Below are 12,436 nucleotides of genomic sequence, written 5' to 3'. Positions count from 1 at the left end.
CGTGGATCACATCCTGGCCACCCTTGCCATCAAAGGTCTGGGCGCGAGCCGATCCGTTCAGCGTGTCATTCCCAAGGGTTCCGGTCGAATTCTTGATTTCCAGCAGCTGATCCTTCATCGTGACAAGATCCTCAAACGCCAAGGAGCTGCCGTCAGAGAACTCAGCTTTCTTAACACCATAGTTAGGGTAAAGAAGACTGTAGTCCAGCACGACCTGATCCCCTTCTATGCCGTCGGTGATTATCAGACTATTGCCGGATGGGGTGGTTGTAACCGTCAATGACGCCGCCGTGATACCAGCGCCGAACTTCAGAATAGGTACCTCCCCGGCGGCATATGCGTTATCTATCTCCAGGTAGCCATAACCAGCATTGTAGATAAAGGTGTCATTGCCACCGCCACCGTGGATCACATCCTGGCCGCCCTTGCCATCAAAGGTCTGGGCGCGAGCCGATCCGTTCAGCGTGTCATTCCCAAGGGTCCCGGTCGAATTCTTAATCTCCAGCAACTGATCCTTCATCGTGACAAGATCCTCAAACGCCAAGGAGCTGCCGTCAGAGAACTGGACCTTTTTTACTCCATAGTTAGAGTTAAGAAGGCTATAGTCCAACACGATCTGATCCCCTTCGATGCCGTCGGTGATTATCAGACTATTGCCGGATGGAGTGGTTGTAACCGTCAATAACGCCGCCGTTATACCGACGCTGAACTTCAGAATAGGTACCTCCCCGGCGGCATATGCGTTATCTATCTCCAGGTAGCCATAACCAGCATTGTAGATAAAGGTGTCATTGCCACCGCCACCGTGGATCACATCCTGGCCGCCCTTGCCATCAAAGGTCTGGGCGCGAGCCGATCCGTTCAGCGTGTCATTCCCAAGGGTCCCGGTCGAATTCTTGAGCTCCAGTAACTGATCCTTCATCGCGACCAGATCCTCAAATGCCAAAGAGCTGCCGTCAGAGAACTGGACCTTTTTTACACCATAGTTAGAGTTAAGAAGGCTATAGTCCAATACGATCTGGTCCCCTTCGATGCCGTTGGTGATTATTAGACTATTGCCGGATGGAGTGGTTGTAACCGTCAATGACGCACCCGTGATACCGGGGCCGAACTTAAGTATCGGAACATCACCAACCAAATAAGAGTTGTCAATCTCTAAATAACCATAACCACCATTATAAATAAATACATCATTTCCACCATCGCCTTTAACTGTATCACCACCACCACCATCAAAAACTACATCTTTATTGCCACTTGAAATAAGCTCGCTCTCTGCGCTACCAAAAACCCATTGATCAGCTGTTGCAACGAGAAAGTCAAAGCCATTACCATCACGACTTCCTGCAGACCTGAAACCATCCACAAGTAACTCCCCTGATCTGCCAGACGCTCCAAGCGCATGATAGAGTACAGTTAAAAAGTCATACGCTTCATCTGAATTTTTCTCATATATTTTTTGTACCTCCGATACTGCTGAGTCTACATTAAACGCGGCACCATCAACGCCAAAACCCACCGAAACATCAGAAATTATTTTCAAGTAATCTTTTTTCTGAAGTATTAGCGCATCCGCAACATAACTCTTTAACGAAGAGTACATTTCCTCTAGCACAACAGCTGAGTTCAAAGCAGGATTATTTGTTGAAGCGTTATCTCCATACTTTTGAAAGAATTTTTCACCTAGAAAAAACTCTATAGAGCTTAATTTTCTAGCATCAAAAAAACCTCCACGACTGCCAGGATCTATGTTTGCACTTCCTGCCCATGAAAAAACAATATCATCAACGACCGACATACTGCCAGAGGTAGTAGAATCACTGTAAAACTTATCGACTAATAGCGCAAGACCACCACTAGAATCCAGCGCCATAGCTTGATGCAAGTCATGCGCAAAACCAAGGCCTTTAACGTTCGGGAGCCCTGCTATGTACTCATTAATAATAACGGGGTCTTTCTCTACCGAATCCACAAAATTAGTAGCAAACCAAACATCATCTATAGCCAAAACCGAACCGTCAACCTTAGTATAACTACCCAGCTGCCTATGATCATTACCACCAGCATCTAAACTAGAAGAAACTTTATAATCAACATTTATACTCGCAACACCTACATCATACAACTTGTGGATTTCAGAAGTCTCAGAAACACCGTTTGAATTTGAGTCTATCCAGACACCAACCTTACTAAACAAACTGTCACTTGAACTGAAAACCCCATCGCCATTTGAGTCTAATTCTTTTAAGGCCTCAAATCCATTTGAAGCTCTGGCCCCGCCGACCAAAACCATTTGGTCACCGAAAAGCTCTTTACCATTATCGATTACTCCATTTTCATTCCTATCCCAAACCAATAGACCGTCAGCTCCGGCAATCCATCCTGTCGCTTCGGCACGATTATCTGCGTTATGGTCGAAATGAGTACCTGAAGATACTGAAGTAGTGCTCACTCCATCTCCGTTCAGATCCAAGATTAAAGGCGAAGATGTATCTGATGCACTATCAAACTTTTCTTGCAGCCCTTGGTAAAAGCTTTGAAACTTACTTCCAAGATCCTCAGCAATTTTACTTAAAAACTCTCCAGCATCTGATACTTGCTTTACTACTTGATCATACGCATCGCCCAAGGCCTTAGAAATATCATCCTGAAAGTAGTCCAAGGCTTTACCAATTGCCGCTAGGGACAACCCCAGACCTAGCGCCAACGGGCCAAACGTAACCCCGCCTATACCTGCAAGAACAACTCCAGTACCTAGAGTTGCCATAACAGCAAAACTTGATGCAATTCCTATTATGCCAGATGCCAACCCTAAAATTTGACTTGGCTGAATATTTCCTGACTCAGCAGCCTCGCCAAGCACCGCCACAGCGGTGGACGCTTGCCCAAGAGTTGCGGGCACACCCAAAATTGGATGCTTTGTAAGAAGTGAGACTACAGCTTTAGTCCCTGTCGCGGCTAAAGCTAACGTTTGCACATCAGTCATAGACGCGATGTTTTCGGAAGTACTTTTATATGTTGCCTCAAGGGCATCATATACCGCCTGAGCGTCATCAACACCCTTGCCGAACATGAAAGGATCAACAGTGATATTAACGTTTTGTTCTGATGCCATATCAATACTCCCTATAATAAATTTTTAACTTTTTCGCGCAACATATATCATCACAAGCAGCCCAACACCAACAACCACAAGAAAAAACTTCAGCACATAAAAACCTACGCCAAGAGGTTCCCCCTTTGACTCTTTTTCATTTTCATGCAACTGCATCAACAACGCCACCCCCACAAGAAGCGCGAGAAATATCGCCATCACATTACCGCCTCACATTAGTTTTCTTAAAAGCAACCATCAAACTGCAATCAGTCTAAAACATTTCCAAACACCAAACCATAAAACAAGAAGCTACAGGGCTCGCACCTAAGGCGCAGCAGCCCGAGAACATCAAAGGTTTTTTTGACATTCAATATTTCGGAGAGCATATTACTTACAGAGACAAAAAGTAAATGGCACTACCGATAGATTTTGGTCATATTTTCTTTTTAGTAGCATTTGAGCGTCCGGAGCTGAACGAGCCTTTTGGTAGCTCTGGCTCATCATTTGCCGACGCATAGCAAAATCTGGATGAGTGACACGCTTCCCGTCTTTAGCGTCCTCTTTCCCTAAAGCGTATTGAACTGATCCAGTGCCCCACGTTAGCCTCTCCGCCGCGACCGGCTGCGAAGCCATGAACAGATCACCCATGAATTCGCCTAGCTGACGAATGTGAAGCGACAACAACTCCACCACTGCTTGAGGGGTTACCAGTATTGCATAGAGTATAAAAATCAATAAAAACATTGGCTTAACAGTTTCGCGAACACACTCAAATCCCAAAAACTCGCACAGTGGTACAGCTTGGTACGAGCCTAGAACTCAGCCTACGGCTTTCTGCCGATCACAACTACGCCTTAAACTGTAATGGCCAAGTAGTACCTGATACCCACTTCTACACCGTTGATCAGAACAAACCACCTAAAGCTTTCGGCTCCCAATTCATGATAACTAGTTCGCCTACCACATCGGTCCGTCCCCTCCGCTGGTTTGAGGTGGTGTACCTAATGTCAACCGTTTCAAAATGAAATTCTTCGAATACTCTGCGTATGTCAGGGTGATCGTTGATGCTGACCATCACTTTCCCCTTGCACGTCCGCATGAAATCAGCCATCCGCTCGTAATTCTCAAACGGAAAATCCACGCCGTACCCAGCTGTTTGCCAGTAAGGCGGGTCCATATAATGAAAGGTGTGAGGCCGGTCATAACGCTCTGCGCATTCCAGCCATGCCTGCGAAGGCATGGTGCTGCAGGTAGAAGAACCGGGCGGCGCGCTGGATGTCGGTGAGGGTTTCGGAGCGGGTCATCTTCTGCCACTCAAATACCTGGCGCGAGCTGAGTGCCCATTTGAATTGGCGGACGAATTCTTCAAGGTGGTTTTGGACGACGCGATACAGCGTCACCAGGTCTCCGTTGATGTCGTTCAAGACCTCAACGGGGGCGGCCTGGGGACGCATGAAGTAGAGGGCCGCACCGCCTGCGAACACTTCGACGTAGCATTCGTGAGGTGGGAACAGCGGGATGAGACGGTCGGCAAGGCGGCGTTTGCCGCCCATCCAAGGGATGATGGGTGTGGGCATAGAAAGCAAGACCTTTACTGTATATAGATAGGTGCTAGGCTCGCTCCGCTTTGTGCAAGAAGCGAGAGCCTTGGCTGGACTTGCAGGGGTAATCTGCGGGAACGGTGACCAGCCGCGATGTTCGCGCATCTCGGCTGGTCGCTCTTTTTCAATTTGCTGCTGGGACTCCTTCGGCTCAAGGCTGAACGGCCCATGACTTGATCAGGCCAAAACCTTCAAGGTACGCTCGTAGAGCATTTGCCGATCTGCCTTGGCCATTGGTGCCGCCATTGATGCGTTTGGTGATCGTCAGAAAGTCCCCTTTATCTGCCAAAGTATTGAGTCCGGCACGGTGCCAAAACCAGCCTGCCGAAATAGCCGCATGCTCTGGACGCTCCAAGAGTTCGGGGTGTTTGAGCAGATCCAGCCCTAATGCCTATGCACAAGCGGCATAGTTGTCTTGCCCGGTGAACTGAATAAGCCCCCTGCCCCGATGTTGCATTTTCATCAGGCGATGCTCAGCACTTTCGGGATTATTTTGGCGTGGTGCGAACCTTCGGCACCGAAGAAAAACTTTTAACACCGAAGAAACGAGATGGGAACGATCACCCAACGCACGAACAAAAGAGTGGAATCAAGTACACCGAACAAGTCAGGCTCAAACGTCGGCAACGCGAGCTGGCCAAGCCTGGCGCGGGCTTGCTGAGCGATAACTATAAGGCCAAGTTGTTTGAAAGCCGTTACTGGCACAGGCATCATGCGGCGCTGGATCAATCAACTGTAAAGGGACGTTAATGGCCGACTCAACTTCAGGCATGTCAAAAGCGCTTGCCACCACCACGTCATTCATTGAGAAAGCGATAGAGATGCGGCACTTCATGCTGCTCATCTCGTTCATTTTGGCGCTGGACTCGTGTCTGGTGGTTTTCTATCACAAGAATTTACTCGGTGCTTTTTCCAAGCTGGATGCGCCGGAGGTGAGTGGTGGTAACGCGCTCGTATTTTTGGGTTTGTTCGCGTTCCTGATGACGCTGCTCTTCCCCGCTCTGCGCCATTTGCTTTTGACCATTACGACCTACGTCTCAATAAGATGGCCAAATAAAAATAACCAGCACACCCATCCAAACATCCGCTGGGTCTCCACAGTGCGAGAAAAAGCCTTGATAGACCGGGACAAGGTCATGCTCGACATTCTCGATAAAAATCAGGCCGCACACGATGAGGACATGATCAATACGAACATAGGCTTCGCCATGGCCATGTTGCTTGCACTTAACTTCTTTGTTCTGGGTGACGACCATACCGCCACGCTAAGCCAGACAGCCGCGACACTTCACACTGCGTTGAAGGGCTTTTGGGTAACCGCATTGGTCAAGACCAGCCTTGGAGGCATCGTGTTGTTCTGCATTCTGCTCTTGGTCCAGGCCCTGTCACCCCACGTAGACGGGGACAGAATTTACCTGCCCGAAAATGAGGAAGAGCGCAAAGCGCGCCTAGAGGCCGAGGCCAAACGACTGGGTGTATAAAGCCCGCAAGCGGCTGGCCTGAATCTCTGACTCGGGCCAGCCTCAACGATCAACGCGTCGCCCCCTCATAACAACAGCACCGCCGTGCTCAATAGGTGCCGGTTGATTAATTTGAATTCATCGCAACAGGAACAATAACGTGGATCTGATCAAGGACGCCCTCCCATTTCTCGCCGCAGTGGCGGCTCTGGTCACCATCATTCGGGGCATAGCCGCGCTGATTTTGATTGCCCCGGAGAACCGACGAAAAATCCTGGACAGCGTCAGGATGTGGCTGTCCACGGCGGTCATGATGGTGATTTTAACAGGCGGCGTTGCGATAGGCCTGGCGAGCGGGTGGCAAGTGCTCAAGTTCGGCCTGATCACCGACCCGATGACCCGTAAAGACGTGCTGATGCTACTCATCAACAGTTGGAACATGTTTGCGTACCTGGGATGTGCGATAGCAATCCCACTCATCTCACGTGCCATTCGCGAGCGGGAGGAAACTCATCGCTTCGATGCGCAGACATAAAAAACGGTCAGTTTGGCCCGTTGCCTGATCGTCTTTCTGCGTTCGCAGCTATCGAAGATGACTACATTCACAGGCGGGTTCCAGTGGCAGCGAGCCTATTTGGCTGCCACACACGATTAGGTAGATAACATGATGCGTGGGGCCACACAGTGGCCTGCACGCAGAGATGTGGGCAATCGGAAAAGACCGATAAATTATCAGAAAATCGACAGCCTCGATGGCGTGCTGATTCAGCGCAGTGGCTTGGGCGCGGGAAATGTATGTGTCAGAAAGCGCCGACAGCGAAGGCATTTTTGGGGTGAATGTTTCCAATGATGTTTGTTTCGCAGACGCTGTTGACACTCAGCGCTACGCTTGTGCTTATTCGGGCAAGGACAGACCTTGAAATGCGGTCGTTGCTGGAGAGCACGCACATCTTTATCGCGGGTAGCGGAGGGAGTAACGAACTTCTGATGATAGGCGTATCGGCCGGGATGAGTGACAACTCGCCGACCCCTATGCCGACACCGGCCCCGATGGCATTGAACACAGCAAAATTGGACTCGGAGGTGAACCGTATCTCAGACGCCATTTGCGCAAGCTCCAACGACTTGACGCAGACTTCCCGGCATATGCACCCTTCCGGGAAATGCACCAGAGGTATCGGATACCCCGCCATGACCAGTTCGGCATCGCCGATCCAGTGAAGCGTTTCATGCCTGATGTGTTCAGAGTGTTCGATGACCTGAGACTCAGGCACGGCGACAACGGCCAGGTCCAGTCGACCGAGTTTCATGTCTTCTATCAATAACAATGACGTCTTGCAGACCAGCTTTATTTTAAGCGCGGGGTCCGAGCGGGTCAGAGACTTTACAATGCTGTGCAAAAAAAACAGCGCGTAATCATCAGGCATGCCCAAGCGTAATTCGCTGTCAGGGTTTTTGTTCTTCAAACGGAACAGGTTGTCGTGCATCGCGAGAATCTTTTCAGCGGCGGCCAGTACTTCTTCACCTATCAGCGTCAGGCGAAAACCGTCGTCGCCTCTGACGAACAATTTCAGCTCCAGGAGCGCTTCCAGCTTTTTGATCTGCATGCTGATGGCAGGTGGCGTCTTGCACAGAATGACAGCAGAGCGCGTGATACTTCGCGTTTCACTCACCGATTTGAACGTGCGCCAAAGGTTTGTATCAATATCAAAAATTCGAGACATCCGTTTTCCCTGATTACCCGGTGCAACGCCAGTGATCGACGTTGGCAACCGAGTGGTTTCCTGCTCCGGGATTTTCCAACTGCACCCCGGCTTTCCATGTCACCCCTTATAGTTAGGCCATTCAGTGGCTATTCGCAAATCATTCCTGACAAGCAGAGGCCGTATCGGCAAAAAAAGCAGGCTGAATCGATTTTCCCGCTCTCGGGTCGCTCTGGGACAGGCCATTGACGGAGGGAAGTCTAGTGACGTTCAGCCCCCCCCGGTCAGGGCGCCTCTTCCCTCAGCGCCACACCCAGTGCCTGGAGCAGTGGAGTATTTTCACACGCGATATACGTGGCCTCTGCCTCCTCTGAGGTATTGACGTGCTTGTGCCAACGCCAGACAGGAATATAAATCGCATCCCCGGCGGCCCAGGCAATTTGCGTCTCTCCCACCATCGAAAAACCTTTACCTGAAAGGATGTAGATGACGGTTTCATAGTTGTGCCGATGCAGCCCCGACCCCTGCAACGGTTGTAGCGCTCCGAAGGTCATGCTTATCGATCTGGACGGCAAGTCGACCACATGAACTTCGTGCTTTCTTGTTTCGCTGAACGTATCCAGCGTGGGTTTTCTGACCCCCGCATGCAGCAGCGAGCCCATGACATCGTCAGCAGCAAGGCAGGCAGGAACATGAACAAAATCACGCGAAGAAAAAGTAGAGTTATTCATGTTCGCCTCACAGTTTATCCAGGAACTCAAGTCGCGCCTTGATCATCATGAAGGCGGCGTGACGGACGATTTCAAAGCGAGCCGATTTTTCTACCACCAGACGCGAAAGAATGGCCAACAGGGTGTCTGCGTGACCGTCGTCGCATTCAATGTGTACTGTGAAGAACCTGAGTTTCTCCGCCGCAACGCCCTGACCTGCGAAACCGCTGACAATGTCACTGTACAGATGAGGAACAATGGCCTCAGCCCCCAGGCACAGTGCCGACAACCCGTAAACACCGTTGGGTTGCTTGCAAAAATTCATCATGGTATCGATGAGGTGTTGCGTGGAAGGAAGCGTGGCGTGCGCCTCCAGGCTCAGGTCGAAAGAGCGCAACATGTCTCGATAGATGGCCGAATGCGTCGGCTCGGCGACCTCACCAAAACCGAGTTCCTCGAAAAGGTTCTCGAACACTGCCAGGATATCTTCGTCACCCTCAAGGTGCGTCATCAATTGGCAGATGTACCGGGTGAAATAACGGCTGTATTTTCCCTGTTGCACGAGAAAGCTTTTCAACCGGTCTATCGGCATAGTCGCCGCACGGCACTGAACCAGAAAGGGATGATCAGAAACCTGCTGGATCATTTCATCTCTTAACTGGGCCAGTTCCTGCAGTATGAAGTCATTGCTCAATGAACCGGCAGCCGGGGTATGGGTGTTTTCAGCAACTTGATACATCAGGCAATCCCTCGCAATGATTCAGTGTGTAAAGTAGAAAGATACGCGTACTTCAATATGTCCAGCCCACGCTCAAGCGTCGGTAGGTCAATGGTCAGTGGCGGCATCAGCTTGAGGACTTCGTTTAACGGACCGCAGGTTTCCACAAGCAAACCGTGAGACAGGCACTCGGCAGCCAGCGCACTTGCACGCCGTGAGTCGCCGAACTTCAATCCCATGAACAGACCCCGCCCTACAACGCTGACGGCTTCTCGCGGTGCAGAGGCAATCAGTCTTTCCAGTGCAGCGTGAACCACGCCGGACCGCTCAGCGATCGAGCCCTCGAACGTACCTTCTTGCCAATAACTCAGCGCAGCGGTCGCCGTCACGAACGCCGTGTTGTTTCCACGAAAAGTGCCATTGTGTTCACCGGGCGCCCACTGATCGTGTTCCGGTTTGATCAGGACCAGAGACATCGGCAAGCCATAGCCGCTGATGGACTTTGACAGGCAAATAATGTCAGGAGAAATATCGGCGGATTCAAAGCTGAAAAATGTACCCGTCCGACCGCAACCCGCTTGAATATCGTCAATGATCAGCAGCGCACCTGAGGTTTTGCACAACCGCTGAATGCGCTGTAACCATTGCGGCCGCGCGCAATTCAGGCCGCCCTCGCCTTGCACGACCTCCAGAATAATGGCTGCCGGTGGCTCGAACCCCGCTCCGGTTGCCGCAAAAATCGTTTCAATGATCTCTGCGCTGTCGACATCAGGCCCCAGAAACCCGTCATAGGGAAGCCGAATGACGTTTGACAGTTCCACACCAGCGACGGCTCGTTTATCCGTGTTGGCGGTCACCGCCAGCGAGCCCAGCGTGACCCCGTGAAACGCATGGGTGAAGGCGGCTACGGACGCACGCCCGGTGATTTTTCGAGCCAGTTTCAAGGCAGCCTCGACCGCATTGGTCCCGGTCGGCCCCGTAAACTGTAGTTTGTAGTCCATGCCTCGCGGTTTGAGAATGACCCGGTCGAACTGCTCGATAAACCGGGATTTGGCAGCGCTGTGAAAGTCGAGGGTGGTGGTAATGCCGTCCTGTTGAATGTAATCCAACAGCTCTTTTTTCAGACGAGGGTTATTGTGGCCATAGTTCAGCGACCCCGCCCCTGCAAAAAAATCAATAAACTGACGCCCCTCGACGTCTTTGAGAATGGCGCCTTCTGCGGTGTCAAACACCACGCTGCAATCACGACAATAAGACCGTACGTTGGACTCACGCGCGTAGAGAGAGAGTAATGGGTTCATGCCTGCCGTCCTTTGCCTTGAAAAGATAAACTACGCGCGCGCCATGATGTAATGGCCCAGGCTTTTCTCAGGCCCGTAAAAGATCGACAGCATGTCCTTGATGTCCAGGTGCAGCACCGTACACTCCGACGCCTCATGCAACTCGTCTTGAAAGCGAATGTTCAAGTCATTGAAGCCCATGTGCGCCAATGCTTTTATCGGTGTGTGCGGCGTGTCGAGAAAACAATTGGCCAGGACGTTGTAGTTCTTTTCTTTCAGGCAGTGCTGCAGTGCCGCTTTGACCAGCGCGGCGAAGATGCCGTAAGGGTAAGCCGCAAACGTCTGATCACGGTATCTGGCCGGGATCATGAGCCGCGCGCATTCCACCAACGCGCCTTGGGCGTTTTCTCGTGTCGCGGAAATATCGGCAAACTTATCGATTGGCAATCCTTGGTCCCCGTCGATAATCATGCGCATCACCCCGACGGGTGCGCCGCTGTCGTCAGTGGCCAGCAAGTAAACCGAATGGGCATGGTAGCGATCATTGCGAGGATCCGTGTCATCGCGGTCCAGCCAGCCCAGTTCTTCGCTGTACACTTCTTGCCAAATAGCCTTGACGCTGGCGAGTTCGAGATCAGAGTGCGCAAGTTGCACCCGGCCTTTCAATACTGTCGACGTGGCGTTGTTAAATGGCAGTGTCGATCCGTTCATGTTGTGTATTCCACAGTGTGTATATATAGGATACTGCCATTATTGAAACAACCATCGCGCCTGCGCTGATGAACCCCACCACCGGTGTATCGACAAATTCAAGCAGTGCGCCCAGCAGGAATGACCCTATTGGACTGCCGCCCATGAAGAACAACATCAGCAACGCTAATACCTGCGCTTTATTACGTGACGGGGCATTCTCCTGAATCAGCGTCTGCCCCATGCTGAGCGCTATGCCGCCTAGAAAACCCCAGCCAAAAACCAGTAGAAACAAAACCCACTCCGTCACGACGGACGGGATGGCAGCCAGCAGCACTGAAGCCAGCAGGCAGGAACCGATCAATGCCCGCAGCTTGTGAGTGATCCCTCCGCTGGCGACCAGTGTCACGACGGAGGCGATCAACCCGACCATAAACACGATATTGAACAGGGCCAGTAACGAAGCGTCATACCCCGGCAAACCGGAAACATGGAGGGGCATCATGACGAAAAACGAGCCCAGGAAGAAAACACCGATCAGGCCGTTCAGCAACAACACCGGAAAGATGATCGGGTGCTGAACGGAGAACCGCAGTGCCGCACGGGTTTCAGCGATCAGACCCGAATGGCGCTTGCTCGGCGTGGTCACCGAAATACGAGAAGCGACCAGAGACGACATCATGAACAGCAGGGACAACAACAAGAACATCAGGCTGATGCCCACCTGCTGCGCAACACCACCGATGGCAAATCCCACGGTCTGAATCCCGAACTCAATTCCGATATTGATCGTGACTATTTTTTGCAGTTGCTTTTTGCCCAGTACGTTGAGGTACAACTCTCTGGCAGGGGCGCAGAATGCCGACAGCACCCCAAACGACAATGCATACAGCAGGACCTTGGTGTAAGTGATTGCTGACTGGTAACTCCACACCGCGAACACAAGTGCCGTCAGTGCGCCGGCGAGGTACACGCCGACCAATAACTTGCGTAACGGCTTGCGGTCAGCAACATAACCTCCATAGATCACGAGCATCAGCACCGGCAACATCAGGCACATCTGCGCAACGCCAAATTGAAAGGCCGATGCCTGAACGACGCTGATCAGTACCCAAGGCAGGAATACACTGTGTACACCCACACAAATGAACCACAAACTGGACGCCACGAGGAATCT

At 51.3% G+C, this 12,436-nt stretch carries 11 protein-coding genes and 3 pseudogenes; 3 read left to right on the top strand and 11 right to left on the bottom strand.

Annotation, left to right across the window (positions count from 1 at the left end; all coding sequences use genetic code 11):
- The 5 genes and pseudogenes from BW686_RS16010 to BW686_RS27160 all read right to left on the bottom strand — a co-directional run.
- Window positions 1-3,115 (bottom strand): annotated as a pseudogene (locus BW686_RS16010) (calcium-binding protein); the annotation flags it as partial.
- Window positions 3,116-3,139: 24 nt separating this feature from the next.
- Window positions 3,140-3,313: a hypothetical protein gene (locus BW686_RS26865; protein WP_179149286.1), complete on the bottom strand. Its 174-nt coding sequence runs from the start codon at window positions 3,311-3,313 to the stop codon at window positions 3,140-3,142.
- A 171-nt stretch (window positions 3,314-3,484) separates the two neighbouring features.
- Entirely contained in the window at window positions 3,485-3,841 is a 357-nt protein-coding gene (locus tag BW686_RS26985; RefSeq protein WP_084918544.1) for a hypothetical protein, read from the bottom strand.
- 160 nt (window positions 3,842-4,001) lie between these two features.
- Window positions 4,002-4,674, bottom strand: a pseudogene (locus tag BW686_RS16000) (DNA adenine methylase).
- A 201-nt stretch (window positions 4,675-4,875) separates the two neighbouring features.
- Window positions 4,876-5,149, bottom strand: a pseudogene (locus BW686_RS27160) (glycoside hydrolase family 19 protein); the annotation flags it as partial.
- 47 nt (window positions 5,150-5,196) lie between these two features.
- Here BW686_RS27160 and BW686_RS15990 point away from each other — a divergent pair.
- The 3 genes from BW686_RS15990 (at window position 5,197) to BW686_RS15980 (ending at window position 6,693) form a co-directional block, all read left to right on the top strand.
- Window positions 5,197-5,448 (top strand): hypothetical protein, encoded by a 252-nt coding sequence (locus tag BW686_RS15990; protein ID WP_084918543.1) that lies wholly within the window; start codon window positions 5,197-5,199, stop codon window positions 5,446-5,448.
- On the top strand, window positions 5,448-6,179 hold the full coding sequence (locus BW686_RS15985; RefSeq protein WP_084918541.1) for a hypothetical protein: 732 nt from the start codon (window positions 5,448-5,450) through the stop codon (window positions 6,177-6,179). The genes BW686_RS15990 and BW686_RS15985 overlap by 1 nt, the downstream gene beginning before the upstream one ends.
- 139 nt (window positions 6,180-6,318) lie before the next feature.
- Window positions 6,319-6,693: a hypothetical protein gene (locus BW686_RS15980; protein WP_084918539.1), complete on the top strand. Its 375-nt coding sequence runs from the start codon at window positions 6,319-6,321 to the stop codon at window positions 6,691-6,693.
- Between the two features lie 265 nt (window positions 6,694-6,958).
- On the opposite strand, the gene BW686_RS15975 is transcribed toward BW686_RS15980, so the two are convergent.
- The 6 genes from BW686_RS15975 to BW686_RS15950 form a co-directional block, all read right to left on the bottom strand.
- A complete protein-coding gene (locus BW686_RS15975) occupies window positions 6,959-7,882 on the bottom strand; it encodes a LysR family transcriptional regulator (protein WP_084918537.1) in 924 nt (307 codons plus the stop codon).
- A gap of 263 nt (window positions 7,883-8,145) precedes the next feature.
- Window positions 8,146-8,592, bottom strand: a complete 447-nt coding sequence (locus BW686_RS15970) for a cupin domain-containing protein (RefSeq protein ID WP_084918535.1) — start codon at window positions 8,590-8,592, stop codon at window positions 8,146-8,148.
- Between the two features lie 7 nt (window positions 8,593-8,599).
- Complete coding sequence (locus BW686_RS15965; protein ID WP_084918533.1) at window positions 8,600-9,310, bottom strand: TenA family transcriptional regulator; 711 nt, start codon at window positions 9,308-9,310, stop codon at window positions 8,600-8,602.
- A complete protein-coding gene (gene ectB, locus BW686_RS15960; protein ID WP_084918531.1) occupies window positions 9,310-10,590 on the bottom strand; it encodes a diaminobutyrate--2-oxoglutarate transaminase in 1,281 nt (426 codons plus the stop codon). Before ectB ends, BW686_RS15965 begins: the two co-directional genes overlap by 1 nt.
- A 30-nt stretch (window positions 10,591-10,620) precedes the next feature.
- Window positions 10,621-11,280 (bottom strand): GNAT family N-acyltransferase, encoded by a 660-nt coding sequence (locus BW686_RS15955; protein WP_084918529.1) that lies wholly within the window; start codon window positions 11,278-11,280, stop codon window positions 10,621-10,623.
- Window positions 11,255-12,427, bottom strand: a complete 1,173-nt coding sequence (locus tag BW686_RS15950; RefSeq protein ID WP_256898655.1) for an MFS transporter — start codon at window positions 12,425-12,427, stop codon at window positions 11,255-11,257. Before BW686_RS15950 ends, BW686_RS15955 begins: the two co-directional genes overlap by 26 nt.
- Window positions 12,428-12,436: the final 9 nt, after the last annotated feature.

The organism is Pseudomonas syringae (assembly GCF_002157375.1).
In the GTDB taxonomy this organism is placed as follows: Bacteria; Pseudomonadota; Gammaproteobacteria; order Pseudomonadales; family Pseudomonadaceae; genus Aquipseudomonas; species Aquipseudomonas syringae_T.
The sequence above is the reverse complement of the archived record's forward strand: the minus strand, read 5'-3'. Positions and strand labels throughout refer to the sequence as shown.